Origin of the sequence: Pseudomonas brenneri (assembly GCF_007858285.1) — a bacterium.
In the GTDB taxonomy this organism is placed as follows: Bacteria; Pseudomonadota; Gammaproteobacteria; order Pseudomonadales; family Pseudomonadaceae; genus Aquipseudomonas; species Aquipseudomonas brenneri.
This window is the reverse complement of the sequence record NZ_VFIL01000004.1, coordinates 487920-514754: the sequence shown is the minus strand read 5'-3', so window position 1 is coordinate 514754 and position 26835 is coordinate 487920. Positions and strand designations below refer to the sequence as shown.

General features: G+C 61.5%; 26 protein-coding genes. 18 read left to right on the top strand and 8 right to left on the bottom strand.

The window, feature by feature from the left end; all coding sequences use genetic code 11:
• Positions 1-17: 17 nt before the first annotated feature.
• The 9 genes from FJD34_RS11655 to FJD34_RS11615 all read left to right on the top strand — a co-directional run bounded on the left by FJD34_RS11655 (position 18) and on the right by FJD34_RS11615 (position 7663).
• A complete protein-coding gene (locus FJD34_RS11655) occupies positions 18-1190 on the top strand; it encodes an acyl-CoA dehydrogenase family protein (RefSeq protein WP_005787257.1) in 1173 nt (390 codons plus the stop codon).
• A 31-nt stretch (positions 1191-1221) separates the two neighbouring features.
• Complete coding sequence (locus FJD34_RS11650; protein WP_032863767.1) at positions 1222-1581, top strand: hypothetical protein; 360 nt, start codon at positions 1222-1224, stop codon at positions 1579-1581.
• A 9-nt stretch (positions 1582-1590) separates the two neighbouring features.
• Positions 1591-2115 (top strand): nuclear transport factor 2 family protein, encoded by a 525-nt coding sequence (locus FJD34_RS11645; protein ID WP_032863765.1) that lies wholly within the window; start codon positions 1591-1593, stop codon positions 2113-2115.
• 47 nt (positions 2116-2162) lie between these two features.
• Positions 2163-3449 carry an aromatic ring-hydroxylating oxygenase subunit alpha gene (locus FJD34_RS11640; protein ID WP_090290771.1) on the top strand — a complete coding sequence of 429 codons (1287 nt, stop codon included), beginning with the start codon at positions 2163-2165 and terminating at the stop codon, positions 3447-3449.
• A 2-nt stretch (positions 3450-3451) separates the two neighbouring features.
• Complete coding sequence (locus FJD34_RS11635; protein WP_032863795.1) at positions 3452-3928, top strand: aromatic-ring-hydroxylating dioxygenase subunit beta; 477 nt, start codon at positions 3452-3454, stop codon at positions 3926-3928.
• Positions 3929-3938: 10 nt separating this feature from the next.
• A complete protein-coding gene (locus FJD34_RS11630; RefSeq protein ID WP_032863761.1) occupies positions 3939-4679 on the top strand; it encodes an SDR family NAD(P)-dependent oxidoreductase in 741 nt (246 codons plus the stop codon).
• 60 nt (positions 4680-4739) lie between these two features.
• Entirely contained in the window at positions 4740-5702 is a 963-nt protein-coding gene (locus FJD34_RS11625) for a PDR/VanB family oxidoreductase (RefSeq protein WP_090290772.1), read from the top strand.
• Between the two features lie 19 nt (positions 5703-5721).
• Complete coding sequence (locus tag FJD34_RS11620; protein WP_005787271.1) at positions 5722-6222, top strand: flavin reductase; 501 nt, start codon at positions 5722-5724, stop codon at positions 6220-6222.
• A 163-nt stretch (positions 6223-6385) separates the two neighbouring features.
• Positions 6386-7663 (top strand): OprD family porin, encoded by a 1278-nt coding sequence (locus FJD34_RS11615; RefSeq protein WP_090290773.1) that lies wholly within the window; start codon positions 6386-6388, stop codon positions 7661-7663.
• 196 nt (positions 7664-7859) lie between these two features.
• Here the strand turns inward: FJD34_RS11615 and FJD34_RS11610 are convergent, their stop codons facing one another.
• Positions 7860-8933 (bottom strand): major royal jelly family protein, encoded by a 1074-nt coding sequence (locus FJD34_RS11610; RefSeq protein ID WP_223232700.1) that lies wholly within the window; start codon positions 8931-8933, stop codon positions 7860-7862.
• A gap of 301 nt (positions 8934-9234) precedes the next feature.
• On the opposite strand from FJD34_RS11610, the gene FJD34_RS11605 reads away from it, so the two are divergent.
• From FJD34_RS11605 to FJD34_RS11590, 4 genes are all read left to right on the top strand, one after another.
• Entirely contained in the window at positions 9235-9933 is a 699-nt protein-coding gene (locus tag FJD34_RS11605) for a response regulator transcription factor (protein WP_090290774.1), read from the top strand.
• A complete protein-coding gene (locus FJD34_RS11600) occupies positions 9933-11276 on the top strand; it encodes a HAMP domain-containing sensor histidine kinase (protein ID WP_032863753.1) in 1344 nt (447 codons plus the stop codon). Before FJD34_RS11605 ends, FJD34_RS11600 begins: the two co-directional genes overlap by 1 nt.
• Before the next feature lie 98 nt (positions 11277-11374).
• A complete protein-coding gene (locus FJD34_RS11595) occupies positions 11375-13606 on the top strand; it encodes a TonB-dependent siderophore receptor (protein WP_065943762.1) in 2232 nt (743 codons plus the stop codon).
• Entirely contained in the window at positions 13606-14535 is a 930-nt protein-coding gene (locus tag FJD34_RS11590) for an alpha/beta hydrolase (protein WP_065943761.1), read from the top strand. The genes FJD34_RS11595 and FJD34_RS11590 overlap by 1 nt, the downstream gene beginning before the upstream one ends.
• Here FJD34_RS11590 and FJD34_RS11585 read toward each other — a convergent pair.
• Positions 14490-15725, bottom strand: coding sequence for a DUF1835 domain-containing protein (locus FJD34_RS11585; RefSeq protein WP_090290775.1), 1236 nt, complete (start codon positions 15723-15725; stop codon positions 14490-14492). The genes FJD34_RS11590 and FJD34_RS11585 overlap by 46 nt on opposite strands.
• A 244-nt stretch (positions 15726-15969) precedes the next feature.
• Between FJD34_RS11585 and FJD34_RS11580 the strand changes: the two genes are divergently transcribed.
• Positions 15970-16371, top strand: a complete 402-nt coding sequence (locus FJD34_RS11580; RefSeq protein ID WP_032863749.1) for a RidA family protein — start codon at positions 15970-15972, stop codon at positions 16369-16371.
• On the opposite strand, the gene FJD34_RS11575 is transcribed toward FJD34_RS11580, so the two are convergent.
• Positions 16372-17859 (bottom strand): aldehyde dehydrogenase family protein, encoded by a 1488-nt coding sequence (locus tag FJD34_RS11575; protein WP_032863747.1) that lies wholly within the window; start codon positions 17857-17859, stop codon positions 16372-16374. It abuts the gene before it with no gap.
• Positions 17860-18027: 168 nt separating this feature from the next.
• Positions 18028-19356: an alginate export family protein gene (locus tag FJD34_RS11570; RefSeq protein WP_090290776.1), complete on the bottom strand. Its 1329-nt coding sequence runs from the start codon at positions 19354-19356 to the stop codon at positions 18028-18030.
• A 216-nt stretch (positions 19357-19572) separates the two neighbouring features.
• On the opposite strand from FJD34_RS11570, the gene FJD34_RS11560 reads away from it, so the two are divergent.
• From FJD34_RS11560 to feaR, 3 genes are all read left to right on the top strand, one after another.
• Positions 19573-21072 (top strand): APC family permease, encoded by a 1500-nt coding sequence (locus FJD34_RS11560; protein ID WP_032863743.1) that lies wholly within the window; start codon positions 19573-19575, stop codon positions 21070-21072.
• Positions 21017-21637 (top strand): DUF3156 family protein, encoded by a 621-nt coding sequence (locus FJD34_RS11555; protein ID WP_050593462.1) that lies wholly within the window; start codon positions 21017-21019, stop codon positions 21635-21637. The genes FJD34_RS11560 and FJD34_RS11555 overlap by 56 nt, the downstream gene beginning before the upstream one ends.
• Before the next feature lie 108 nt (positions 21638-21745).
• Positions 21746-22681, top strand: a complete 936-nt coding sequence (gene feaR / locus FJD34_RS11550) for a transcriptional regulator FeaR (RefSeq protein ID WP_090290777.1) — start codon at positions 21746-21748, stop codon at positions 22679-22681.
• A gap of 70 nt (positions 22682-22751) precedes the next feature.
• Here the strand turns inward: feaR and FJD34_RS11545 are convergent, their stop codons facing one another.
• A complete protein-coding gene (locus FJD34_RS11545; protein WP_090290778.1) occupies positions 22752-23117 on the bottom strand; it encodes a cupin domain-containing protein in 366 nt (121 codons plus the stop codon).
• A 30-nt stretch (positions 23118-23147) separates the two neighbouring features.
• Positions 23148-24446: an NAD(P)/FAD-dependent oxidoreductase gene (locus FJD34_RS11540; protein WP_065943757.1), complete on the bottom strand. Its 1299-nt coding sequence runs from the start codon at positions 24444-24446 to the stop codon at positions 23148-23150.
• 205 nt (positions 24447-24651) lie between these two features.
• On the opposite strand from FJD34_RS11540, the gene hpaR reads away from it, so the two are divergent.
• Positions 24652-25074, top strand: coding sequence for a homoprotocatechuate degradation operon regulator HpaR (hpaR, locus tag FJD34_RS11535; protein WP_029294338.1), 423 nt, complete (start codon positions 24652-24654; stop codon positions 25072-25074).
• 134 nt (positions 25075-25208) lie between these two features.
• Here hpaR and hpaI read toward each other — a convergent pair whose 3' ends face one another.
• A complete protein-coding gene (hpaI, locus tag FJD34_RS11525) occupies positions 25209-26009 on the bottom strand; it encodes a 4-hydroxy-2-oxoheptanedioate aldolase (RefSeq protein WP_090290779.1) in 801 nt (266 codons plus the stop codon).
• Positions 26010-26027: 18 nt separating this feature from the next.
• The gene (hpaH, locus tag FJD34_RS11520; protein WP_032863733.1) at positions 26028-26831 is read right to left on the bottom strand and encodes a 2-oxo-hept-4-ene-1,7-dioate hydratase; all 804 of its coding nucleotides are present in this window, start codon (positions 26829-26831) and stop codon (positions 26028-26030) included.
• Positions 26832-26835 lie beyond the last annotated feature (4 nt).

Sequence of the window (26835 nt, the reverse complement as noted above, 5' to 3'; positions counted from 1 at the left end):
CTTTTTGGAGGTATTCCATGACTGCACTCCGTGCACAAAGTCCGAGGTCCGACCTGTCGATCATCGACGGTGAAGACTTCCAGCAACTGTTGGATGACATCCGTCGGCGCGCGCGTAGCGGTGAGTTCGACCAGCAAAAACACATCAGTCAGGACATCATCGAGCGCTTCCGCACCCTGGGCGTGTATCGGGCCCTGGTACCCAAGCGTTTTGGCGGGGACGAGTGTTCGCCGGCGCAGTTCTGCCAGATGGTTGAAGACATTGCCCATGCCGACGGCTCCGCCGGCTGGGTCGCGAGTTTTGGCATGAGCCTGGTGTACCTCTCGGCCTTGCCCCTGGCGAGTATCGAGCAGGTCTACGCCAACGGCCCGGATGTGGTGTTCGCCGGAGGGATCTTCCCGCCGCAACCGGCCGCGTTTGTCGACGGTGGCCTGGAGGTCAACGGGCGCTGGAAGTTCTCCAGCGGCTGCATGGGCGCCTCGTTGATCGGGGTTGGTATCGCCCCGAAAAACGGCGACATGCTCGGCCTGCCACGCATGGCCGTAATGCCCAGGGACAAGGTGCGCATCGAGCAGACCTGGGACGTGACCGGGCTGATCGGTACCGGCAGCCACGACCTGGTGGTCGAGGGCGTGGTGGTACCAGAGGAGTGGACGTTCGTGCGTGGCGGGCCGTCGAGCCTGACCGAGCCGTTGTTTCGCTATCCGTCGCTGTCGTTCGCCACCCAGGTGTTGTCGGTGGTCGGGCTGGGCGTAGCGCGTGCTGCACTGGATGAACTCAGTGGCATGGCCAATGGGCGCATTTCGGTGACTGGCGCGCCGTCCTTGTCCGATCGCCCCCTGGCCCAGGTGGAAGTGGCCAAGGCCGAGGCGGCCTTGCTTTCGGCGCGGGCCTGGTTCTACCAGGCCATCGATGATGCCTGGAGCAGCATCCTCGCCGGCGACCCGGTGTCGGTGGAACAAACCAACCTGCTGCGCCTGTCGTCGACCCATGCCACCCGCGTGGCCGCTGATGTGGCGCGCACCGCGCAGATGCTCTCGGGGATGAGCGGGGTGTACCGCAGCAGCCCGCTGTCGCGCTTCGTCAACGACGCCCAGGTCATTACCCAGCACGCCTTTATGGGTGACATGACTTACCAAAGCGCCGGTGCGATTTTCTTCGGCAACAAGCCGTTGCCCGGCTACCTGTGACGTTCAATTCTCAAGAAAAAAGGTGACTGCAATGAGCGATACCAAAGCCTTGCGCGTGCTGTTTTGCATGGGCATCAACCAGAATTTCTTCGACGCGCCGCGGGACGAACAACTGCAAGTCTGGGCGGCGTTCAGCCAGATGTGGAATGGCATCCATGACCTGCCGGGCGTCAAGGTGTTCGGCAACATGGATGACGACCAGAGCATGGTCGGCCCGTCCGCCGGCTACCCCTGGACCACCTACCTGCTGGCGGACGTGCCGGATATCGCCAGCGTGCATGCGGCTTGCAACCTGTTTCGCAGCACCCCGGTGGGGGACGGCACCTACAAGCTGTGGAAGTACTGCAAGGTCGAGGCCCGTACCGGCCGCGAACTGATTATCCAGCGCTGAGGCCCGGCCATGAACGACCCACTCCAAGCCCTGGAACAACGCCTGGACGCCCTGGAAAGTGCCAGCGCCATCCGTGCCTGCATGAACCGTTACATGCAGCTGTGCGACGACCTGGGCGCCCACTCGCCCCTGGACGAACTGGCCGGCCTGTTCACCCCCAACGCGATCTGGGAAGGCAAGGGCAGCAAGTACCAGGAGGCCTTTGGTGGCTATCACGGGCGTGCGGCCATTCGCGGGATGTTTGCCACCTACATGGTCGAGCCCGCGCACTTTGCCCTCAACGTGCACTTCCTGACCAGCGAACAGATTGAGGTCCGGGGCCTGCAGGCCGGCGGTGCCTGGGTGATGTTGCAGACCTCGACCTTTGCCAGTGGCGCGTCCCATTTGAACAGTGCACGGCTGAGCGTGACCTTCGAGTGTGAGGACGGCCAGTGGCGGATCGCCCATTTCCAGACCGAGAACCTGTTCAGCCGCCCCGTGAGCCTGTGGAACCACAGTGCCCGGTTGCCGGTGCCCCATAAGCCGGGTGAGTGAAACCCGCATTCAAGTGAGTCGGCCCGGCGGGTCGACGAGGAGACATCGTGAATAACCTGATTCAAGCAGTGAACCTTGAAAGTTGCCCGTCCGAACGCGTCCTGCCGGACCGGGTGCACACGTCGCTGTACACCGATGCGCAAGTCTTCGACCAGGAGCTGGAGAAGATTTTCTACAAGACCTGGATCTGGGTCGGCCACGTCAGTGAAATTCCCGATGCGGGCAGCTACAAGACCACCTACGTCGGCAAGCAGCCGGTGATTGTGGTGCGTGACCGCAAGCAGGCGATCCATGTGCTGCTCAACCGTTGCCGCCACCGCGCCGCGACGGTGTGCGAGCACAAGAAGGGCAAGACCAACAGCTTCGTCTGTCCCTACCACGGCTGGAGCTACGCCCTCGACGGTTCGCTGCGTGGCGTGCCTCATCCGGAGAGTTACGCCGACATGCTGGACAAGGGTGAGCACCCCTTGGTGAGCCTGCGGGTCGAGCAATACGCGGGGATGATTTTCGCCACTTTCAACGACGCCATCGAGCCGTTGGAAGACTTTCTCGGTGCGGCGAAAAAATGGATGGATCTGTTTATGAAACAAGGCGGTGGCTACCCGATCAAGGTCGCCGGAGAACACCGCTTCCGCTTCCCCGGCAACTGGAAAATCCAGCTGGAAAACACCACCGACGCCTACCACTTCCCGTTGGTGCACAAGTCGTTCCTGTCGTCGGTGGATAAGCAGACCGAAGAGATGCTCAATTTTGTCGGCGGCAGCGGTTATGTCGAGGACCTGGGCAACGGTCATAGCGTGATGGTGATGATCCCCGACCTGATCGACCTGGAAGCCAACCTTGAGTTGCCGATCCCGGCGCGTTTCGAAGAACTGGCCGGGCAACTGCGCGAAGAAGGGCATGACGAGAAAGCAGTGCGGCGCATCGTCCGCGCCGTGGGCGGCTCGGGGTTCAACCTCAATCTGTTCCCCAACATCGCGTGCTCAATGGCGTTCTTCCGGGTGCTGCAACCGATTGCCGTGGACGAGACCGAGATCCACCACGCAGTGATCACCATGGACGGCGGCCCGGCGGTCGCCAACCGCTACCGCTTGCGCCTGCATGAGCACTTCCAGGGGCCGATGGGCTTTGGCACGCCAGACGACTCCGAGGCGTGGGAGCGGGTGCAGAAGGGCGCCAGTGCCGGCACCGACCTGTGGGTCATGCTCAATCGCGGCCTGGCGGGCGAGCAGGCCAGCAACGATGGCCTGGTCAGTGATGTCAGTGCCGAAACCGGCATGCGCGCCGGCTATCAGCAGTGGAAAAAAATGATGTCGGCCCAGGAGACCCAGTGATGATCAACCTACAACTGCTCAACCAGGCCAGCGCCTTTATCTGGCAAGAAGCGGACATGCTCGATCACGGTGAGTTTGAATCATGGCTGGCGCTCTGGACCCAGGATGCGACCTACATCATCCCCATCGACCCGCTGGAAACCGACTTTGAGAACACCCTCAACTATGCCTATGACGACCATCACATGCGCCAGTTGCGGGTCACACGCCTGACCAGCGGCGAGTCGATTTCCACCACGCCACGGGCGCGCACCGTGCGCACGCTGTCACGGTTTCGCCTGCTCGCCGATGACGGCAAAACCGTCACCGTGCGCTGCGCACAGAACCTGCGTGAATGCCGCAAGGACGTGCTCAAGCACTACACCGCCGATATCACGTTCGAGCTGCTGCGTGACGGCGACAGTTTCAAGATCCAGCGCAAGCTGATCCACCTGATCAACTCCACCGACACCCTCGCCGGTATCGGTTACATCCTGTGAGGGCGCCGGCATGACACACATAGCCTTAGTGACGGGCGCTGCCCAGGGCCTGGGGTACGCCATCGCCGCCCAGTTGTACGCGGCGGGGTACGCGGTGGTGCTCAGCGACCTTTCCCTGGCGGCGGCAAACGCCAGCGCCCGGCGCCTGGACCCGAGCGGCGAGCGCGTGTTGGCGCTACGTCTGGACGTGGGCTGCAAGGCCGATTTCGAGCAGGCACTGGCGGCGACCCTAGAGCGTTTCGGCGCCCTGCATGTGTTGGTCAACAATGCGGCCATGACCCTGGCAACGCCGTTGATGCAGATCAGCCCCGAGGAGTTCGAGCGGGTCACCAACATCAACCAGCGCGGCACCTTTGTCGGTTGCCAGGTATTGGGGGCTTACCTGGCTGACCAGGGCTATGGGCGGATCATCAACATGGCGTCCCTGGCCGGGCAGAACGGTGGGACTGCTACCGGTGGGCATTACGCGGCATCCAAGGGCGCGATCATCACCCTGACCAAGATCTTCGCCAAGGAACTGGCGGCACGCGGGGTGACGGTCAATGCCATCGCCCCGGGGCCGATCGACTCGCCGGCAGTGCATGCCGTGGTCGCGCCCGAGCGCATGGAGCAACTGCTCGAAGCGATCCCGGTCAAGCGCCTGGGCAGTGCCGATTACATCGGTCGCCTGGTGGTGCAACTGGCGGAACAGGATGCCTATTTCGTCACCGGAGCGACCTGGGACGTCAACGGCGGGCTATTCATGCGCTGATGCGACAACGGGCCGACCGTGATCGGCCTTGGCCAATAATAACCAGCGGAACGAGCCGATATGAGCGTGCAAACATTATTGAAAGTGGTGGTGCAAAAACGCCAGGAACAGGGCCAGGGGGTGGTGGTCCTCGACCTGGCCGACCCTGATGGCCAGGCGTTGCCGGCCTTCGAGGCCGGGGCCCATGTGGACATTCACCTGCAAGCGGGCCTGGTCCGCCAGTACTCGCTGTGTGGCGACCCGGCCAATTCCCGGGTCTATCGCCTGGGCGTGTTGAAAGATCCGGGCTCGCGCGGCGGCTCCCTGGCGGTACACGAGCAACTGCTCGAAGGCCAAGTGGTGCAGATCAGCGCACCGCGCAACCTGTTTCCCCTGGCGGCCGATGCGCAACGCTCGATCCTGATCGGCGGTGGTATCGGCATCACGCCCATGGTGGCCATGGCGTATGCCTTGCAGGCCCAGGGGCGGGAGTTCCAGCTGCACTATTGCGCGCGGTCGCGCAGCCTCTGCGGTTTTATCGATGAGCTGCAGCACGCGTCATTCGCGTCGCGGGTACACACCCATTTCGATGACGAAGACCAGGGTCAACGCCTTGACCTGCAAGCGGTGCTCGGAGTGCCCGGCGCTGGGGTCCATGTCTACGTCTGTGGGCCGGCCGGCTTCATGGATTGGGTCATCAGTGAGGCGGCCAAGGCCGGTCATGCCCAGGACCATATCCATCGTGAGTACTTCCAGGTCGAGGTCGACAGCAGCGGCCAGGGCTTTGAAGTGGTCGCCGCGCGCAGCGGCAAGCAGGTGCAGGTGCAAGAAGGCCAAAGCATTCTCGACGCCCTGGCCAGTGTCGGTATCAAGATTGAAATCTCCTGCGAGCAGGGGGTGTGCGGGACGTGTCTGTGCGATGTGCTGGAAGGTGAGCCCGACCATCGGGATGTCTACCTCACCGACGACGAAAAGGCCGCCAATGACCAGATCCTGGTGTGTTGCTCGCGGGCCAAATCGAAAAAACTGGTGCTGGACATCTGAATTGGCGGAGGGCAAGACCATGGTAGATACAACAGGTTTTCGCAATGCAATGGCATTGCTCGGCGGCGCCGTCTCGGTGATCGCCACCGATGGCGCAGCCGGGCGCTTCGGCTTTACGGCCTCAGCGGTATGCAGCGTGACGGATCAGCCGCCGACCCTGCTGGTGTGCATGAACCGGGCGTCGACGTCCAATATCAACTTCAAGAGCAACGGTGTGTTGAGTGTCAACGTACTGACCGCCGATCACCAGGCGATTTCCGGGGTGTTTGCCAACCGTGACATGAACACCGAGCAGCGTTTTGCCTGTGCCCAGTGGGTGACCCTGGAAAGTGGCGCGCCGATTTTGCAGGAGTCGCTGGTGAGTTTCGATTGCCGCATCGCCCAGGCCCATGAGGTGGGCTCCCATACGATTTTCTACTGTGAGGTGCTGGGTATCTGCAATGGCGAAAGCCAGGAAGGCCTGGTGTATTTCAACCGTGCCTATCATCGCCTGGGGGACGCATCGAAGGCCGCTTCTTGATCGTTGCCAACTAACTTGTCCGGTTCTCTAAAACAACAATAAGCGTGCTCCGCACGCATGCGTCTTTTTGCAGCAAGTGGTTATAAAAACAAGACTGCGGATTAACTGCCCATTAGTTATCTGCCCCACTCAAATGTTTTGCGCGCATATAAAGGAACCACCGATGCCTCTTGAAAATAGAATGGCCCGCGACTGCGTGTTCGTCGGCCTGCTGGGCTGCCTGACGCCGCTATTTGCCCACGCCGACTTTATCAACGACCGTCAAATCAGCCTGGGCCTGCGCAACTTTTACCTGGACCGGGACTTTCACCAGACGGATGCACCCAAGTCCCGGGTCGGCAGTTGGACCCAGGGTTTCGACTTCAAGGCCGCCTCAGGCTACACCGAAGGCCCTATGCAGTTCGCCCTCGATCTCTACGGACAGTATGCGTACCGCCTGGACGGCGGTGGCGGGCGTGGGCCGGACTCGGTGATCCCGTACGACGACAGCCGTGGCGAACCGGTGCAGGACTACGGCCGGGCGGCGTTCGCGGCGAAAGTTCGCTATTCGAAAACCGAATTGAAGTTGGGCGAGCACCGCCCGACCTTGCCGGTGGCGTATTACGACGATACCCGGCAATTGGTGACCACATTTAATGGGGTCAGTATCGAGTCCAAGGACATTGATAAGTGGACATTGACCGCCGGGCGTTTCAACCAGATCAGTTCACGGGAATCATCCGACCGCGAAAAAATGTACCTGTTTAATGGCCCGGATATAAAACACCGCAGCGCCGGCCTGAACTTTGCCGGTGCCACTTATGCACTGACCCCACAGTTATCGGCGACGTATTTCTACGGTCAGTTGGAAGATATCTACCAGCAGCAATACTTCGGCCTGAGCCATGACCTCGACCTGGGTGGCGGCTATGCCTTGAAAAGCGACCTGCGTTATTTCGATAACCGCGAAGATGGCAAGGCGTTGTACGGAAACATCGATAACCGCTCCTATGGCCTGATGACCGCCTTGAAAAAGGGCGGCCATACTTTTGGCGTCGCCTACCAGCGCATGCTCGGTGACAGTGGTTTCCCCACCATCAACGGCTATGCACCCCAGCCGTACCTGGTGAACTGGTCCGTGGTGTCTTACGTCAAGCCCAATGAGAGCTCCTGGTCAGTGAGTTATGACTACAACTTCGCAGCGATGGGCGTCCCGGGGTTGAAGTTCAAGACGCGCTACTTCCGCGGGACAGGCATCGACCGTGGCAACAACGCCCTGGACCAGAACGTGGAAAGCGAACGCTGGCTGGCCCTTGGCTATGTGGTGCAGGCCGGGACCTTCAAGAACCTGGGGTTGGAGTGGCGCCGTTACGACGTCAAGACCCGTTATGGCAACGGCAGCGCGGCGGGGCCGGATTATACGGAGACACGCTTGATTACGACGTATGTGTTCAAGTTCTGAGGTGGGCTGAGGCGATTAGATATCACTCCACTGGGCTGGCAAGGAGTATGCAACTCGTTGCCAGCCAAATCACAGACAAAGAAAAGCCCGCGATGGGGAGTGCGGGCTTAAAGGTTTTCACTAGGAGCTGGGATCACCCTAGGCGCCCGACTGTGAAAGGGATGTGAAAGCGCCAAGCAATTTGCGTGCGCGCTGATCAGCGATGTGTCGATAAGCGATAAACCCCCACTGGCCACTGCACCAGGGATTTGCCCTTGTTGAACAGCGCAACGCGGTCCATTTGTGGGGTAGGCAGCCACAGCACTCCGTCCTTGTCCAGGAACGGCGCGTCAACCCAATGCAATCGCTCGTCCACGATCAGGGTTTCGATCTGCCCGTCAGTGCGGCGTACGCGAATGGCATCATGGGCCAGGTCGGAAAAGTACAGGTTGCCCTGTGCGTCCATGACCGAGCCACCGGTTGCGGGGATATCGGCAAAGAACTCAACCCGCGCGGCCAGTTGTTCCGGGCTCAGTGCCGGGTTGGCAAGGTCTTGGATACGCACCTTGGACCAGGGACCTTGCAGCGGGCCGTAATACAGCCAGATGCCATCAATGCTGACTTCCAGCGGATCGGCGTTGACGCGCAGGGGGGCACCATCGGGAGCCTTGACCACCTGGTTGCTGAGGATCAAGTCCCGGTCAGGCCGGGCGACCACCGATGCATGTTGGTTCAATACACGCCGGGCAGCGCCGGTCTTCAGGTCCACCACAATAATGCCGGCATTTCCCGCATCGGTGAGCAAAGCCATGCCGGCGCTGAAGCGCACGTCATCCACATAACTGCCGGCTGTGGCGATGTCCGCCCCGAAGAAGTAGGTCCGAACCACCTTGTTTGTAGGCAGATCGATACACACCAGCTTTGCGCCCTGGCTGACGGGGTTGCCGCCGAACTCGGGCGAGCCGGTATCCACCACCCACAGTTTGTCGCCTTCCAGGCGCAAGGCATTGATGTTCACAAAGGCATTGGTTGCATCCAATCCTGGCGCCCAGTTGTTCCAGGCACTGTTTGGATAGGCGCTGTGCTGGCCATTCTGGTCAACTGCCGTCAGTTGCGGGCCCTGGGTGCCGGTCCAGCGTGGCCCCGATAGAAACGTGCGGCCGCTGTAATGCGCCACGGCATTCCAGATCTGCCCGGAGCTTTGGACTGCGACGCCCAGCTCGGGCTGTTTGACGGTGCTGCACCCGATAAGCAGTGCCAGCATCGCAGCGCCCAGCAGCAAGCGGGTCATGGCCGTGCGCCCCCGGCGCGGGCACAGGTTTCCCATAACTCTGTGAGGCGTTGATGGAGGGTGTGCATGAATTGGCTGACGGTGGTTTTCGACATGGTGATTCTCCTGCATCCGGTATGTGACCTAACGAGGAGATAGCTTGATTGTTCGTGTTTGCCTGAAAAAGCCCAGGTTCAACGCATTCAGTTTCTTTAAAATATTGATAATCCGCACTTGAACATCACAACACGCGACGTTCGTTGCGCAATGTTTCTCCGAGTGAGAAACTGGCCTAATTGTGAACAGTTATCATCCACTGCCTATGTCATCTTCTTCCGCGCGCATCCTGGTCATCGAGGATGACGTCGAGCTGTGCGCCCATCTTTGTACCCATTTGAGCCGACGCGGTTTCGCCTTGAGCAGCGCGCATCGCGGTGATGAAGGCTTGAGCATGGCGCTGGACCCAGCGGTAGAGCTGATCCTGCTGGATATCATGCTGCCCAACGAAAACGGCCTGAATGTGCTGGCGCGCTTGCGCAACGAACGGGGCACACCAGTGATTCTGATGTCGGCACTGGGCGCCGAGCAGGACCGCATCATCGGTTTCAGCCAGGGCGCGGATGACTATTTGCCCAAGCCCTTCAGCCTCGCCGAGTTGGATGTGCGTATCGACGCGTTGCTGCGGCGTGTGGCGCTTGATCGCGGTACACCTGTCTCTAGGCCGCTATGGCTGGACCTGGATGTAAATGCCCGTGATGTTCTATTCAACGGCTGCCCGGCAGGCCTGACCGCTTCGGAGTTCCGCTTGCTGTCCACCCTGCATGAGCACGTCGGCGAACCCTTGTCCAAGGCGTTCCTGTACCAGCATGTGTTGCATCGCGTCTATACGCGTCTGGATCGTGGCCTGGATGTGCATGTGTGCAATGTGCGCCGCAAGCTGGCGGCAATTGATTTGCAGGGCGTGCGCATCGAGGCGGTGCGTCATCAGGGGTATGTGCTGCTGTGTGAAGGCTTGGGCTGATGCAGCGTCGGCATCCACTGCTATGGAAAATGGCGCTGTTGCAAGTGTGTTTCTGCTTGCTGCTGGTCTGGTTGGTCTGGGGCTGGGGCTTGCAGGTCGAGCGCAGTACTTATTTTCTTGCAGAGCCTGACCGCGCGGCCCTGACCGCCTATGCCGCGCAGGCCGAAGAGGTGGCCGCAACCGGTGACGCCAAGGCCGTGGAGCAATGGCGCCAGACCCTGCAGCAACGCGAGCAGACCTGGGTCGGCGTGCTCGATCCGTTCCTGCAAAGCCTTGGCACACAACCGCTGACGGCGGCTGAGGTCAGCCACCTGACCTTTATGCGCAAGCCCAGTTGGCCCATGAGCAAACGCCTGGAGGATGAGCTGCCCTATGTCAGCATCGCCTTCCCTCAACACCCGGAGCGTGGCCGCTTGGTCATGCAGTTGCCCGAGCGCTTGCTGCCACCGGGGCTGACGCCGTGGACGCATCTGTTTACCCACGGTGTGGTGCCGGTGGTTTTGGCCTTGGGCCTGGGCCTGTTGCTGTATCGCCACCTGGTGGTGCCTTTGAACGAATTGCGCGAGCGTGCGAACGCCCTGAGTGGCGGTGACCTGGCGCCGCTGGCCAGCAGTGCCGTAACCCGTCGCGGCGACGAGTTGGGCGAGTTGGCGCGTGCCTACGAACACATGGCCGAGCGCCTGCGGCAAAGCCTGCAACAGCAACGCCAATTGTTGCGCACCTTGTCCCATGAAATCCGCACGCCCTTGGCCCGCTTGAAAATCGCCAGCGAAAGCGGCCTGGCGCGCCAGCAGTTGGAACAGCGGCTGGCGCGTGAGGTCGAGGAGATGCGGCGCCTGGTGGATGATTCCCTCAACCTGGCCTGGCTGGATACTGAACGGCCGCAATTGCAGGCCGAAGATGTACGAGTGGCCTCGGTGTGGGAGGCGCTGGTGCAGGACGCGCATTTCGAGACGGACTGGCCATTGCAGGCGTTGGTGTGCGAGGTCGGTGAGGAGTGCGAAGTCAGGGTTCACCTCAACAGTTTCGCCCAGGCCCTGGAGAACATCCTGCGCAATGCAATCCGCCATTCCCCCCCAGGCGGTGTCATTCGCTTGAGCGGGGCACGTGAAGGCGAGACGTGGTTGCTGACCATCGAGGATCAGGGCGCCGGCGTTGCCGAGGCCGACCTGGAGCGGATCTTTGAACCCTACCTGCGCCTGGACGGTACGCCCGGTAACGGGTTTGGCCTGGGCTTGAGCATTGCCCGACGCGCCATCCAATTGCAGGGCGGCCAGTTATGGGCCAGCCAGGGCGGGCAAGGTCTGCGCATGCACCTGCGAGTGGCTGGGGCAAATGTTTAGAAAGTTAATGTTCTTTACTCGCAATTGCATCTGATTATCATCTGCGATCTTTGCTGGCCTACCGCTATCGGTGGGCTTGACGTTTCGGAGATCCCCGCATGCACCGCCTGCCGCCCCTGTCCCTGCTTGCCCTGAGTATTTGCAGCCTGCTGCCCGCCAGCAGCTTTGCCGCCGAGCCCGAGGCCCCTGCGCGTCTTGAGCTGCAAACCCAGACCGTCCTGGGCACGGCGCAGGAAGAGATAAAGCAGGCGCCCGGCGTGTCGATCATCACCGCCGAAGACATCAAGAAACGCCCGCCGGCCAACGATCTGTCGGACATCATCCGCACCATGCCCGGCGTCAACCTCACGGGCAATTCCAGCAGCGGTCAGCGCGGCAACAACCGACAGATCGATATCCGTGGCATGGGCCCGGAAAACACCCTGATCCTGGTTGATGGCAAGCCGGTGGGCAGCCGTAACTCCGTGCGCTATGGCTGGCGCGGCGAGCGTGACAGCCGTGGCGACAGCAACTGGGTGCCCGCCGACCAGGTCGAGCGGATCGAGGTCATCCGTGGCCCGGCTGCCGCCCGCTATGGCAACGGCGCCGCCGGTGGCGTGGTGAACATCATCACCAAACAACCCGGTACCGAGACCCACGGTTCGGCGACGATCTACCACAACTTCGCCCAGCACAGCGCCGAAGGCGAGACCGAGCGCATGAACTTCGGCCTGAACGGCCCGCTCACCGACACCCTCAGCTACCGGGTGTACGGCAACGTGGCGAAAACCAATGCCGACGACGCCGATATCAACAGCGGTCATGAGTCCAAACGTACCGGTAACCAGGTCGGCACCTTGCCGGCGGGGCGCGAAGGGGTGCGCAACAAGGACGTCAACGGCCTGTTGAGCTGGAAGATGACGCCTGAGCAGACCTTGGACCTGGAAGCCGGTTTCAGCCGCCAGGGCAACATCTACACCGGTGACACCCAGAACACCAACAGCAACGCCAACGTGAAAAAACTGCTCGGCCACGAGACCAATGTGATGTACCGCGAGACCTACGCCGTGACCCATCGCGGCGACTGGGACCTGGGCACCAGCCTGGCCTACCTGCAATACGAGAAGACCCGCAACAGCCGGATCAGCGAGGGCCTGGCGGGTGGCACCGAAGGGATCTTCTCCAGCCGCGACTTCAATACCAGCGTATTGCGTGACCTGACCGCCCACGGTGAAGTCAGCCTGCCCTTGCATGCCGGGGTGGACCAGGTGCTGACCGTGGGCACCGAATGGGTCGAGCAGCAACTGGATGACCCCAGCTCCAACGTGCAAACCACCACCGCCGGGGGCAGCGTGCCTGGGCTGGCCGGGAGCAACCGCAGCAGCTCGTCCTCGGCGCGGATCTTCTCGGTGTTCGTCGAGGACAATATCGAACTGCGCCCTGGCACACGCCTGACCCCGGGCCTGCGCATGGACCACCACGACGTGGTGGGTGACAACTGGAGCCCGTCGCTGAACCTGTCCCAAGTGCTCACCGACACCCTGACCCTGAAAGCCGGGATCGCCCGTTCCTACAAGGCGCCCAACCTCTACCAGCTCAACCCCAACTACTTGCTGTACAGCAATGGCCAGGGTTGCTACGGGCAGACCACCAGTTGCTACCTGCAAGGCAATGCCGACCTGGATGCCGAAACCAGCGTCAACAAGGAATTGGGGATCGAGTACCGCAATGACGGGGTTGTGGCGGGCCTGACGTACTTCCGTAACGATTACAAAAACAAGATCGAGTCGGGCCTGACTCCGGTCGGCAGCGCCAGCGGCGGCACCGGCACCACGGCCAACGCGAGTATCTTCCAGTGGGAAAACGTGCCCAAGGCCCTGGTCGAAGGGCTGGAAGGCACCCTGGCCCTGCCGTTGACCGAGCAGTTGAACTGGACCAACAACTTCACCTACATGCTGCAATCGAAAAACAAGCAGACCGGCGATGTGCTGTCCGTCGCGCCCAAGTACACCTTGAACTCGATGCTCGACTGGCAGGCCAGCGATGACCTGTCCCTACAAATGAGCGTGGCCTGGTACGGCAAGCAAACCCCGAAAAAATACGACTACCACGGCGAGCGCGTGACGGGATCGGGCAACAACCAGCTATCGCCGTATGCTATTGCCGGGGTCAGCGGTACGTACGCCTTCACCCAGAACCTGAGCCTGACGGCCGGCGTCGACAACCTGTTCGACAAACGCCTGTGGCGCGAAGGCAATGCCCAGGGTGTAGCGAATATCGAAGGGGCAGGCGCCGCGACCTATAACCAGTCCGGTCGTACCTTGTACACCAGCCTCACGGCGTCCTTCTGATGGGGCGCCTGATCAGCCTGGCGCTGTTGCTGATGGCCCAGGCTGCCGTCGCCAAACCTGCACCTGATCAGTTGATGGATGCGCCGGTGTTGCGTGAGGCCAGTGCCTACAGGTTCAGCACCCTGGAGCTGGAGTCGGCGGATGGCGCTCGCCATTACCGGATCTGGCTGGGGCAGCCGCCTGCGGTGAGTGACGCCAGCCCGGTGGCGTACCTGCTCGATGGCAACGCCGCGATGGCCGCGCTGGACAGCCAGGGTTTGAATCAATTGGCGCAGAGTGCGTCACCGCCGGTGTTGGTCGCCGTGGGTTATGCCACGCCGCTGCGCATCGAGCGCAATGCACGCACCTTCGACTACACGCCAAGGGTCGGCAGTGCCGTGGAGCAACGGGATCCGTTGACTGCGGTGCCCAGTGGCGGTGCGGATGTATTTTTGGATTTGCTGAGCGGAAATATCCGCCCGCAGGTCAATCAGCGTCTGGGTATCACCCCGCAGCGGCAATTGCTATGGGGCCACTCCTATGGCGGCCTGCTGGTGCTGCATGCCTTGCTGACGCGCCCGCAAGCCTTCGATGACTACGCCGCCGCGAGTCCTTCGTTGTGGTGGAATCAAGGCGTTGTGAGCGCCGAGTCTCAAGCTCTGGCACAACGCTTGAACGGCAGCCGGCCGCGCTTGCTGCTGATGCGTGGCGACCTGGAACCGGCCAGCCCGGCCAGTGTGTCGCCGTCCAAAGAGGCCAGCGACACGGCGTTCAAGACGCTAGTGGGCAGCCTGCAACAGGTCCATGGCTTGCAGGTACGCCAGCAGACCTTTGCCGGATTGGGCCACGGCCCGATGTTGCCGGCATCGTTGCGCTACACATTGCAGATGCTCAGCCAAGGCAGTCATGCCCGCCAGAGTGGTTCGCCCTCGTCATCCAGCGTCCAGTGAGGCAGGCCGGGCATGATCTGCACGCCACCGACCCAACGTGTGTGGCTTGCATGGTCTGGCCAGTACGCGCGGCCTTGCAACACCCTGGCGCCCAGCGGTGTCAGGGTCAATGTGCGGCCGGGCCATGGCAGATCAGCCTCGGACTCCGTCAGCAATGGATCGGCTCCGTCGATCAAGGGACGCAGCAGGGCATGAAACATCATGTCGCCGAGAAAGGGCAGGGGCTCACGCTTGGCCATCAACTCGGCGAACACCCGGGCAAACGCAGTGGGGCCGACCTCGGCGAGATACTGCAGGGCCAGGCGCTCGGTCAGCGACAGGCCATCGCGAGCGCCTGGTAGCTCCTGTAACTGCCGGCGCAATGCCGGGGCCAGCAAGGGCAGGCAGGGATGAGTGGCGTGGGCCAGTTGCGCCAGATTCACTGGCGAACTGTTGCAATAGGCGGCCCATGCTTGCCGAGCCAGTTGGCGCATGGCTTCATCGACAGGTCGCCGTTGTGGCCACAGCCAAGCCAATACCGGTGGCGCCAATTGGCCGATGCCGATAAAGCGTTGCACGCCGGGGATGCGGTCGACTTCGATCAGTTCCAGCCTGGTGGGCACGGGCTCAAGCCCGGCCAGCGCACGGATCAAAAACAACTGGTCATAGGCATCGGCCTCGCACCACAGCACGCTGTGATCGGCACTGCCCAGTTCCTCAAGATGCTGGTATTCGTCGTCCAGGCGGCGTGCGGCATCTGCCAGGTCTAGGGCAAACGCCTGGCTGATGAACCGCGCCCGTGTTGCCCGGTAGGCCTCGCCCGGCAAGGCCTGGACCGGGCCCATGCACAGCGGATCCGTGAGCATCCGAAACCGTCCCTTGAACCCCGCCACACCAAGGCTGTGGGCAATATCATTGCCGCAGCGCCAATGGGTGGTGCGCGCTTCATCGCTGGCCTCGAAACCTGGGTGGTTGGCGGCAAAATCCACGGCGTCCACATGGGCCTTGAGCTTGGGCCAACTGCTGAAACCCAACTGCCGGGCAACCAGCCATTGAGCATCGGAAAGGGTCGGTGGCAGGTTGGCAACCTGCGCCAGTTCAGCGGGCGCCGTGCCTTGTTTCATACGCTGCAAAAGCTCCTTGGCGCGCTTGCGCTGCTGCTCAAGGTTGATACGACCGTCAGTGGCCGGTGAGGCGGGGCGTTGCGACATACGATCTCCTTGCACAAACCTTGTCCGCTTTAAGGTTGGGAGTCGTAGTGATGGGGTATGCAGTCATGTCCTGGGCGCAGCCCTTTCCGCGGAAGGTGGCGTAGAGGGCGCCTGGCGCGAATATAGGCAGGGGAGAGGTTGATTGCAAGGCGTTCTGTTTCCAGATGTTGAAATATGCAACTTCTCCAAGAGCCGGAAAAACCGTTGAGGTAGCCTTGTTTCCTACAGACAACAAGGAGTCGTCATGCAACGAAGAACCATCAATCCCCCGACAGTCTTCAACTCCCTGCAATACGGTTTCAGCCAGGCCATGGAAGTGCGTGAGGGGCGGCGTATTCTCTTGTCTGGTCAGGTCGGCGTGGACGCTGATGAGCGCACCGTCGGCCCAGGCATCGCCGAGCAGACCGCCACGGCCCTGGACAATATCGAAAAAGTCCTGGCGGCGGTCGAGGGCGATCTGTCCCATGTGATTATGCTGCGCCTGTACATCGTCGAGTCCGCCCGCGATCAGCAGGAACCCATCGCCGCCGCTTTGCGCGAGCGTTTTCCGCGCAACCCGCCGCCGTCGTCATGGATCATCGTCAGCGGTTTGTCGCTGCCCGAGTGGTTGATCGAGATCGAGGCGGAGGCGCTGATCCCAGGGTAATCAATAACGCATCATGACCGACTTGAGTTCGGTGTAGTCCTCGATAAACGCATTGCCAAACTCGCGGCCAATTCCCGAGGATTTGTTGCCACCGAATGGTACGGCCGGGTCGAGCAGGGTGTGCATGTTGACCCACACCGTGCCGGCGTTGATGGCCGGGACCATACGCAGGGCCTTGCCCAAGTCGTTGGTCCACAGGCTGGCGCTGAGGCCGCCGGCAGTGTGGTTCATCAGTGCCAGCAACTCGTCCTCGTCGTCGTAGGGCAGGAACGTGGCGATGGGGCCGAAGGTTTCTTCGGTGAGCAGCGTATCGTTGATGCTGTTGGCGAGGATCACCGTGGGCTCGACGTAGCAACCGGGTCGATCCATCGGTTGGCCGCCGTAGATAATCGTGTTGTTTTCGGCGCGGGCGGTGGCAAAAAAACCTTCCAGCTTCGCTTGGTGTTGGCGATGGGTGACCGGGCCGAATTCGGTGCGCTCATCCAGCGGCGAGCCGATATTCAGTGCGCTCAAACGCTGGGCCAGGGCCTCCATGACTGGGTTGATTTGCGAGCGGTGGACAAAGAAACGCTCGGCCGCCGCACAGATCTGCCCCGAGTGCAGGAACCCGGCCTCGATAATGCCGTTGACGGCGGTTTCCAGCGGCACATCGCGTAGGAACGCCGCCGCGTTTTTGCCACCCAGCTCCAGAGTCGCCCGCGTCAGGCCGGCGCCCATGGCCGCGCGGCCGACCGCAATGCCGGTGGGCACCGAACCGGTGAACGACACCTTGTCGGTGCCGGGGTGTTCGATCAGCCCCTTGCCCACCTGGCCACCGCCGGTCAGCACGTTCAGCACACCGGCGGGCAGGCCGGCTTGCACCGCCAGTTCGGCAATGCGCAGCAGGGTCAGCGGCGTGAATTCGCTGGGTTTGATGATGATGCTGCAACCGGTCACCAGGGCCGAGGCGAGTTTCCAGATGGCAATCATGGTGGAGAAATTCCACGGCACGATGCCGACCACCACGCCGACCGGTTCGCGCAGGGTGAAGGCGGTGTAGCGCTCGCCGGCAAACGAGGGCAGCGACGGGGTGAGGGTCTGGCCGCTGATCTTGGTTGCCCAGCCCGCGTAATAGCGCAGGAAATGCGCGGCCTGGTCCACTTCAAAGGCGCGGGAAATCTGGATGATCTTGCCCGACTGGCAGGTCTCGATCTGCGCCAGTTCCTCGCGGTTTTGCTCCAGCAGGTCAGCCAGTTTCAGCAGCACATTGCCACGTACCGCCGGGGCGGTTTGTGACCACTGTTTGAAGCCGTGCCGGGCAGACGCCACGGCCAGCTCAATATCAGCCGCTTGCGCATCGATCACCGTCGCGATGACCTTGCCGGTGGCGGGGTTGATTACCTCCAGGGTCTGGCTGGACTGGCTGGGGACGTAGTGGCCGTCGATGAACAGGCCATGGTCTCGACGCAAGAAGGCTTCGACCTGGGGCAGCAGCGCGATATCGCTCATGGGGTGTTCCTGATCAAAAAGGAAAGCCTGAGGCTAACCAACGCGCAAGGTCACGGCTTGACTGTGCCTGCCGGGGCGTATGTCTGTGGCTGCCATGAGGGCGCAGAGCGCCCCTGTGGGAGCGAGCAAGCCCGCTCCCACATTGGGATGGCGGTAAGTATCCATAGCTCAGAACGGCACAGCGACCACCAACTGGCTGTACACATTGGTGCCATTGCCGCCGACCTGGTTGCCGCCGGTGTCCTGGTCCTTGTCCGGTTGGTACAGGCCAATCAACGGCGTGATGATCAGGTGGTCATTCACCGCCCATTCGGCATACAGGTCCAGCTCACGGCCATCGAGGTCGAGCATGTTGCGTTTGCTCACGGTCGTGTAGTCGAAGAACAGCGCGCCGAGGGCCAGGTTGTCCAGCGGTTTGACCTTGAGTGCCACATGTTGCACCGAAGTGTTGGTGTTGTAGGGGCCGGAGTAGTTGCCCGCCACTTCGCCCTGGACCCAGGTGCCAAAGCCCCGGTTGAAACCGGCAAACAGTGCATCCCAGTTCTTCGAATAGCGCGCATAACGGTAGGTCAGGTCCGGCGACCAGGGCAGGTCGGCAAAGGTATAGCCGGCTTCGGCGTACCAGGCTTTTTCCGGCCCTGGATCCTTGTCCTGCCAGGCGTATTCGAACGAGAAGTGCGCATTGTCGATCCCGGCATTCCCGCTGCCGCGCAGGCTGTAGAGGTTCATGCCCTTGCGTTGCTTTTGCACGTCACTGGCATAGCGTTCGTCGACATCAATGCCATGCAGGTACGTCAGGCCCAGGGTGCCCGGTGCGGCGCTGTATTCCAGGGTGCCGATGGCCATTTCGGTCAGGGCCTGGGCGCGGTTGTCGGACTCGATCCACATCAGGCTGCCATGCAGGCCGTCCTTGCCGCCCAGGCGCACCACCGCTGCCTTGTCGAAGGCATGCCGCGCCGCGATGTAATAGGCGCCACCGCGATCGAACTCACCATCGGCCACGCCATTGCCCAGGTTCGGGCCGTCGTCATTGATGATAAAACCATCGCCCACGGTGATGACCTGGCGCCCGTACGACAGGTCCAGGCCATCCTTGCCCAACGCGGGCAACAGATCGCCCGAGCGCCAGCCAGCAAAGGCTTCCTCGAACTTGGTGGTGCGCTCGCTGCCGTCGGTCACGCGGGAAGCATCGCCATCGCCCCAGGTACCCGAACTCACCAGATTGGTGGTGCCGTACACACTGCCCAGGTCGCCCAGGCGCTGGTCGATGCTCACGCCATATTTGATAAAGCCTTCACGCCAGGTCGAACCGCCCGGGCTGCCCTCGTAGTTCTTGCGGCTGTTGAACATCCCGTACACCGCGAGAAAGTTGCCGGTGACGGTGGTGTCGTCGTCGGCATACAGTTCGATTGCCTGGGCCGCAGGTTGGCCGATCAACAGCGCCAGACCCAGGCCGACGACCGGGTGTAGGTGGTGGGTTTTGCGTGTGTGCTCCATTGTTATAGTCCCCAGCAAGATGAAGTTGAGGGGGCATTAGGGCGAGCGTCGGCAGCGTAAGTCTTTCACCTGCGTGCCAGGCAATTGATCCTGGCCGCCAGGCCGCGAGCCCTGGCAGGGAGCAACAAAACCAGCGGCAGCCAGGGGCAAGACGATCAGGTTGGGCGGGGCGCACAGTGCAAGCACTTCTAAAAATCCCCTTCGAGGATCTGCACCATGTCGATCAATGACAGACTTACCGCGCACCTGAACCGGGGCACGGTGGGTTTTCCCACCGCGTTGGCCAGCACCATTGGCCTGATCATGGCAAGCCCGGTGATTCTCACCGCGACCATGGGCTTTGGCATCGGCGGCAGCGCGTTTGCGCTGGCCATGCTGATCGCCGTGGTGATGATGCTGGCCCAGGCCACCACCTTCGCCGAGGCCGCATCGATCCTGCCCACCACCGGCTCGGTGTACGACTACATCAACTGCGGCATGGGTCGTTTCTTTGCGATCACCGGCACCTTGTCGGCCTACCTGATCGTGCATGTGTTTGCCGGCACCGCCGAGACCATCCTTGCCGGCGTCATGGCCCTGGTGAACTTCGAGCACCTCAATACCCTGGCCGAATCCGCCGGCGGCTCCTGGTTGCTTGGGGTCGGCTTTGTGCTGGTGTTTGGTGTGCTCAATGTGTTCGGTGTCAGTGCCTTTGGCCGCGCCGAAATCATCCTGACCTTCGGTATGTGGACCACCTTGATGGTGTTTGGCGTGCTGGGCTTGATCGCTGCGCCGGCGGTGCAACTGGACGGCTGGTTTGGCGAATCCCTGGTGGGCAGCGACCTGGTGACGGTGTTGTCCCTGGTGGGCATGGCGATGTTCATGTTTGTCGGCTGCGAGTTCGTCACCCCGCTGGCGCCGGACTTGCGCCAGTCGGCCAAGGTCATGCCGCGGGCAATGATGCTTGGCCTGATGGGCGTGGCGACGTGCATGTTCATCTACGGCGCGGCGATGAAACGCCAGGTAGAAAACGTGGTGCTGGACGCGGCCAGCGGCGTGCATTTGCTGGATACACCCATGGCGATTCCACGCTTCGCCGAACAGGTGATGGGGCAGATCGGGCCGCTGTGGCTGGGGGTCGGCTTTCTGTTTGCGGGCGCCGCCACCATCAATACCTTGATGGCGGGTGTGCCACGGATTCTCTACGGCATGGCGGTGGATGGCGCGTTGCCGAAGGTGTTCACCTACCTGCATCCACGCTTCAAGACCCCGGTACTGTGCATCCTGGTAGCGATGCTGATCCCCTGCCTGCACGCGCTGTACCTGGGCGGTAACACCGATAACATCATGCACCTGGTGCTGGCGGCGGTGTGTGCCTGGAGTTTTGCCTACCTGCTGGTGACGGTGTCGGTGGTGATCCTGCGCATTCGTCGTCCCGACTTGCCGCGTGCGTACCGCTCGCCGCTGTTCCCGTTGCCGCAGATCCTGTCCAGCGCCGGCATTCTGCTGGGCATGTGGTTTATCACACCACCGGGGATGAATCCGGCGGATATCTACATCCCGTTCGGCGTGATGCTGGGCGGTACTGCGGTGTATGCGCTGTTCTGGACCCTGGTGGTGCAGAAGGTCAATCCATTCATGCCGGCGTCGGTGGAAGACGTGCTGGCCAAGGAGTTTGCCAATGAACCGGGTCACACTCACCACGGCTATGTCAGCGCTGCGGCAAAAACTGTCTGAACTGTTCAGCGCACAACGGGCGCCGGCGGGCTATCAGCCGGGGCGCACCCTTGGGCAACTGCGGCGCAACCTGGGGCTGGCACGGTTCGAGTGGGTCTCGCCGACCCTGGCGCGGGCCATCCTGGACGATGACAGCCTGCACCTGGAAATTTGCGAGCGCACCGAGTCGCAGCTGTTGATGCACCTGGTCATGACCGAATTCAGCCTGCGCCTGCCTGCCTCGACAGAGGGCGCGGCACACTTTGAATTGCACCATGGCGGGGCCATCCGGCGCACGGGGATCTGCTGTCGGCAACGTACCGGCGAACGCGCATTGTTGGGGCAACTGCAGGCGTGTTTGCAGCCGGACAGTGCCCTGCATGGGGCATTGATGCTCCTGGATTTCAAGCGCCTGCATATCGAGCTGCACGGCCGTCAGTGGCTCGTGCGCCTGGAGCATATGGGCGGCAGCGAGGTGGTCAACCGCATGCCGGCCTTTCGGCGCTACATCGCCTTGAGCCGCGTGCAGCGGGATGCGCTGCTGGCTGTGCTGGCCGGCCTGCAACGCGTATTGCGCACGCTCTGATTGGCATTATTAGTGCTAACACAATGGCAGACAGGTACTTGTTGCGCGCATATAGGTAACATGTTAACTATTGCCCGACAAAAATAATAAGCCATTGTGGAGACACCCATGGGTATCCAACAGAGTGCACAACAGGGGCTCGACACCTGGAACCGCGACTTGCGTGCGATGTGCGGCCACTTCGACACCGAACTGGCTTTCAACCGTTCGCTGTTTATCGGCGAGTTTTCCATGCTTTCAAGCGGCGGGTTGCCCTTGGCCAGCCTGCGTACCAACGCCGGCCTGATCAAGCGCCAAGTGACCAATCCCGACCATGATAACGACCAGGATTGCTTTTTGGTCAGCCAGCGCAGCGGCTATTCACAGGTCGTGCAGAACGGCCAGCGGGTGCAACTGGCCCCTGGCGAACTGCTGCTGATGGACTCGGTGGGCTCCATTGAAATCACCCCGTTCGGCTTGATCGAACATATCTCGCTGTCGTTGCCGCGTGCCCAGGTGTGCAAGCAGATGGGCAGCCAAGCGAAGACCTTTGGCAAGATTTCCTCCAGCAAAGCCTGTGGGCGCATGCTGCATGTGTTGATGGACCAATTGTGCAAGGGCAGCGAAGGCGCCGAGGATGAGGTCGAGGCGTTGCAGCGTGCTTTTGTGTCGCTGCTGGGCTCAGCCCTGGAGCAGGATGACGACGCGCGCGACGACACCAGCGCGTTGCAAGGCAACAACCTGCGCAGCTACGTGCAGAAAGTCATTGATGAGTCCTTGAGCCAGCCTGGCCTGAGCCCTGTCGGCCTGGCCAGCCGCTTGAACATCTCGGTGCGTCATTTATACCGGCTGTTCGAGGAGCAGGACGACAGCGTCTGCCGTTACATCCAGCGTGCGCGGCTCAAACGCAGTGCGGATGACTTGACCAACCCGTTCTTGCGTAGCGAGTCGATCACTTCGATTGCCTATAAATGGGGCTTTACCGATTCGGCGCATTTCAGCCGCTCGTTCAAGAAGCAGTTTGAATTGTCACCCAAGGCATTTCGTTCCAGCCGGATGGCCTGAACTCCAATCATCAACCACCACACACCGAATGTGGGAGCGGGCTTGCTCGCTCCCACATAGAGCAAAGTAGTTATACGACCGCGAAGTAGTGTTTGACGAAGCTCTGGCTCAGCACTTCCCACAGCACTGGCGTGCCCTGGGTCACGAACCAGCTGTCGCCCGCTTTGTAGGTGGTGGTTTGGCCGCTGGCCTCGTCGGTCAGACGCACTTCGCCGGTGACCACCGTGGCCTGTTCGTTAAACGGGTAGACCATGCGGAACTTGCCCTGGGTGGTGCCGAAATAGGCGCTGCTGACCTTGTCGGTGGGCGCACCAAAGGTCATTTTGCCGAAGGCCTTGAGTTCGCCTTCGAGGATTTCGGAACCGAGATCGGCAACGGTGCCCCAGGCGTCGAGTTCAGACAGTTGGATATCTTTTTTGAGGGTAACAAGGGTCATTGCAGTTGCTCCAGAGGGATAAAAAAGGGGTTAGCGGCGACCATTCCAGTAGCCGGACAGTTGGTGCCAGGATTTGCCGGCGGTCAGCAACAGTGGGCGGATCGCGTCCTTGCCGATAATCGTCGGGCGATGCACCGAGCTGACCAGGTCATAGCGCGCCGAGCCTTCGCTCATGCCTTCGGCCAGGACCTTGCAGATGATGTGGCTGGGGGTGACACCGAAACCCGAATAACCCTGGACGAAGAACGCATTGCTGCGTCCCGGCAGAGTGCCGATCTGCGGGAACAGGTTCGGGCTGCAGGCCATCGGGCCACCCCAGGCCAGGTCGATCTTCACGTCCTTGAGGTAGGGGAAAATTTTCAGCATCAGCTTGCGGTTCCAGGCTTTCAAGTCGCCGGGAATGTGCTCCACCAACGGCGTGGCAGCGCCGAACAACAGGCGGTTCTCGTTGGTCACCCGGTAGTAGTCGATCACCGGACGGATATCGCTGTAGGCCCCGCGAATCGGGCTGATGCGCTGGATCAGCTCTTCGCTCAACGGCTCGGTCATCATCTGGAAGGCGTAGGTGTTGATGGTCGAGCGATGCAGCTCCGGCTCCAGCTTGTTGAGGAAACTGTCACAGGCCCACAACAACTTGCTGGCCTTGACCGAGCCGCGCCCGGTGCGCACGGTGATGCGCTCGCCGTAGCTGACTTCCAGTGCCGGGCTGTTCTCGAAGATCCGCACGCCATGGCCGGCGAGGGCGGTGGCTTCGCCCAGCAGCAGGTTCAGCGAATGCACATGCCCGCCACCCATGTGCAGCAGGGCGCTGCTGTAGGCGTCGGAGCCGATGATCTGCTTGACGTCGGAGCCGCCGAGGAAGCGGATTTCATGTTTGCTGTTGATCGACTTGAAGTCTTTTTCCCAGGCCCGCAGGGTCTTTTCCTGGCGAGCGTTGAAACCCATGTAGCCATAGCCGTGGCAGAAGTCGGCATCGATGTTGTACTTGGCGATACGGTCCTTGATGATGTCGGCGCCCAGGTCGCTGATCTCGAAGACTTGGCGCAGACCGTCCTCGCCCACGTCTTTCTTGATCTTCTCCAGGTCGTGGCCGATGCCGGCCATGATCTGCCCGCCATTGCGCCCGGTGCCGCCAAAGCCCAGGTAGCGCGCTTCCAGTACGACGATATTGGCGATGCCTTTTTCCGCCAGTTCCAGGGCGGTATTGATCCCGGAAAAGCCGCCGCCAATCACCACGACGTCAGCCTCGATGTCCTGTTCCAGGGTGGGAAAGCTCAGGTTGTACTTCTTGGTAGCGGTGTAATACGTAGGGGTTTCGATGTTGATCATGGCGCAGCCTGAAAAGTGAAGGAAGGCTCTAAAGCAGTGTCTTCATTAGGGCCCCTGGCGCGATCATTGTCTTGATCCTGCGTGCCGGGGCTTTTGATTCAGCGCGCCATGGACGTGCGCGACCCCTAAGTTATAGCGCGAGCGCGGGGCGGGGATGTTAGAGTTTCGTTAAAACATTAACTAAATATCACGTGATCCTGACTTTATGCTCAAACCCCGGCAATCCCTGACCCTCACCCTGTTACAGGCCCGCGAAGCGGCCATGAGTTTTTTCCGCCCATCGCTGAACGAGCACGGCCTGACCGAGCAGCAATGGCGGGTGATCCGCATCCTCAATCAGCACGACGAACTGGAGATTTATCAACTGGCGGAACTGGCCTGCATTCTCAAGCCGAGCATGACCGGTGTGCTGGTGCGCATGGAAGCGGCGGGGATGATCCACCGGCGCAAGGCCGAGCAGGATCAAAGACGGGTCCTGGTGACCCTGGCGGACAAGGGCCGGGCGAGTTTTGCGTCCATGAGCCAGTGCATGGAGGCCAACTATCAGCGCTTGCAGGAGCAGTTGGGGGCACAGAAGTTACAGACCTTGCTGGGGCTGCTCGATGAGCTGAAAAACATCAAGCGCTGAAACACCACGCATCGAAAATGTGGGAGCGGGCTTGCTCGCGAAAGCGGTGGTTCAGTCACCGAATATATTGACTGACACACCGCTTTCGCGAGCAAGCCCGCTCCCACATTGGGTCCTGCGCCGTTGGAAGTTGATTAGTACACGCCGCCAGTGCTCACAGGCGCCGGCTTGTCTTTGAATTTCCCCACCAACCCCTGCAACCCACGCATCAGCACGGTGGTATCCACCCCGACCGCGACAAACCCGGCCCCCAGCTCGATATAACGCCGGGCCAGTTTCTCATCGGCACTGAGAATCCCCGCAGCCTTGCCCGCCTGGCGAATCCGTGCGATGGCATCTTCGATGGCGGCTTGCACATCCGGGTGCCCCGGATTGCCCCGGTGCCCCATGGATGCACTCAAGTCCGCCGGGCCGATAAATACCCCATCGACGCCTTCAACGGCGGCAATCGCATCCAGGTTCGCCAGGCCTTGCAGGCTTTCGATCTGCACCAACAGGCACATCTGCGCATCGGCCTGGTCCAGGTAGCCGTCGATGCTGTTCCAGCGCGAAGCCCGCGCCAGGGCGCTGCCCACCCCGCGTATGCCCTGGGGCGGATAACGCATGGCGCGCACCAGCTCCCGAGCCTGGGCGGCGCTTTCGACCATCGGTACCAACAAGGTCTGTGCGCCGATATCCAGCACCTGCTTGATCAACGCGGTATCACCGATCACCGGGCGAATCACCGCCTCGCTGGCGTAGGGCGCCACGGCTTGCAATTGGCCGAGCATGCCGCGCAGGTCGTTGGGTGCGTGTTCGCCGTCGATCAACAACCAATCGAAACCGGCATTGGCCGCCAGCTCCGCACAGTAGGAGTCGGCCAGCCCGAGCCACAGGCCGATTTGCGCTTCACCGCTATTGAGCCGCTGCTTGAAGCGGTTGACAGGCATGTCCATGAAACAGTCCTCCTGAGGTCAGACGAAACGGCAGGAAATCGAGCCGAGCATGTCGTAGTCGACATGGAAGGTGTCGCCCGGGCTGGCCGCCACAGGGCGGGTGAAGGAGCCACCGAGGATGATCTGCCCCGGCAACAACGTGACGTCGTAGGGCGCCAGCTTGTTGGCCAGCCAGGCCACACCCTTGGCCGGGTGGTTGAGCACGGCGGCCGAGACCCCGGACTCTTCTATCACGCCGTTGCGGTACAGCACGGCCGGTACTTTGCGCAGGTCGATCTCGGTCGGGCGCACCGCACGGCCACCCATGACCACGCCCGCATTGGCGGCGTTGTCGGAGATGGTGTCGAACACCTTGCGCGTGGCCTTGGTGTGCGGGTCGATCTGCTGGATGCGTGCGTCGATGATCTCCAGGGCCGGGATCACCCACTCGGTGGCATCGAGCACATCGAAGATCGTGCAGTTGGGCCCCTTGAGTGGCTTGCCGAGGATAAACGCCAGCTCCACTTCGACCCGCGGCACGATAAAACGCTCGAAAGGAATGTCGGTGCCTTCCTCAAACAGCATGTCGTCGAGCAGCGCACCGTAGTCCGGTTCGGTGATGTTCGACGATACCTGCATGGCCCGCGAGGTCAGGCCGATCTTGTGCCCGACCAGCTTGCGCCCGCCCTTGATCTTCTGGGCGACCCAGGCGCGCTGGATGGCGTAGGCGTCCTCGATCGTGATGCCTGGATGATCGAGGGAAAACTGGCGTACCTGTTCGCGGCTGCGTTCGGCGTGGTCCAGTTGGGCGGCGGCTTGCAGGATGAGCTGTGGATCAAGCATGACG

Coding starts and splice junctions, on each gene's coding strand:
- FJD34_RS11630 (WP_032863761.1), top strand. CDS start 3,939: ATGACACACATAGCCTTAGTGACGGGCGCTGCCCAGGGCCTGGGGTAC.
- FJD34_RS11655 (WP_005787257.1), top strand. CDS start 18: ATGACTGCACTCCGTGCACAAAGTCCGAGGTCCGACCTGTCGATCATC.
- FJD34_RS11585 (WP_090290775.1), bottom strand. CDS start 15,725: ATGTCGCAACGCCCCGCCTCACCGGCCACTGACGGTCGTATCAACCTT.
- feaR (WP_090290777.1), top strand. CDS start 21,746: ATGGGTATCCAACAGAGTGCACAACAGGGGCTCGACACCTGGAACCGC.
- FJD34_RS11560 (WP_032863743.1), top strand. CDS start 19,573: ATGTCGATCAATGACAGACTTACCGCGCACCTGAACCGGGGCACGGTG.
- FJD34_RS11555 (WP_050593462.1), top strand. CDS start 21,017: ATGAACCGGGTCACACTCACCACGGCTATGTCAGCGCTGCGGCAAAAA.
- FJD34_RS11625 (WP_090290772.1), top strand. CDS start 4,740: ATGAGCGTGCAAACATTATTGAAAGTGGTGGTGCAAAAACGCCAGGAA.
- hpaI (WP_090290779.1), bottom strand. CDS start 26,009: ATGGACATGCCTGTCAACCGCTTCAAGCAGCGGCTCAATAGCGGTGAA.
- FJD34_RS11540 (WP_065943757.1), bottom strand. CDS start 24,446: ATGATCAACATCGAAACCCCTACGTATTACACCGCTACCAAGAAGTAC.
- FJD34_RS11600 (WP_032863753.1), top strand. CDS start 9,933: ATGCAGCGTCGGCATCCACTGCTATGGAAAATGGCGCTGTTGCAAGTG.
- FJD34_RS11650 (WP_032863767.1), top strand. CDS start 1,222: ATGAGCGATACCAAAGCCTTGCGCGTGCTGTTTTGCATGGGCATCAAC.
- FJD34_RS11545 (WP_090290778.1), bottom strand. CDS start 23,117: ATGACCCTTGTTACCCTCAAAAAAGATATCCAACTGTCTGAACTCGAC.
- hpaR (WP_029294338.1), top strand. CDS start 24,652: ATGCTCAAACCCCGGCAATCCCTGACCCTCACCCTGTTACAGGCCCGC.
- FJD34_RS11595 (WP_065943762.1), top strand. CDS start 11,375: ATGCACCGCCTGCCGCCCCTGTCCCTGCTTGCCCTGAGTATTTGCAGC.
- FJD34_RS11620 (WP_005787271.1), top strand. CDS start 5,722: ATGGTAGATACAACAGGTTTTCGCAATGCAATGGCATTGCTCGGCGGC.
- FJD34_RS11645 (WP_032863765.1), top strand. CDS start 1,591: ATGAACGACCCACTCCAAGCCCTGGAACAACGCCTGGACGCCCTGGAA.
- FJD34_RS11610 (WP_223232700.1), bottom strand. CDS start 8,933: ATGACCCGCTTGCTGCTGGGCGCTGCGATGCTGGCACTGCTTATCGGG.
- FJD34_RS11605 (WP_090290774.1), top strand. CDS start 9,235: ATGTCATCTTCTTCCGCGCGCATCCTGGTCATCGAGGATGACGTCGAG.
- FJD34_RS11570 (WP_090290776.1), bottom strand. CDS start 19,356: ATGGAGCACACACGCAAAACCCACCACCTACACCCGGTCGTCGGCCTG.
- FJD34_RS11590 (WP_065943761.1), top strand. CDS start 13,606: ATGGGGCGCCTGATCAGCCTGGCGCTGTTGCTGATGGCCCAGGCTGCC.
- hpaH (WP_032863733.1), bottom strand. CDS start 26,831: ATGCTTGATCCACAGCTCATCCTGCAAGCCGCCGCCCAACTGGACCAC.
- FJD34_RS11575 (WP_032863747.1), bottom strand. CDS start 17,859: ATGAGCGATATCGCGCTGCTGCCCCAGGTCGAAGCCTTCTTGCGTCGA.
- FJD34_RS11580 (WP_032863749.1), top strand. CDS start 15,970: ATGCAACGAAGAACCATCAATCCCCCGACAGTCTTCAACTCCCTGCAA.
- FJD34_RS11615 (WP_090290773.1), top strand. CDS start 6,386: ATGCCTCTTGAAAATAGAATGGCCCGCGACTGCGTGTTCGTCGGCCTG.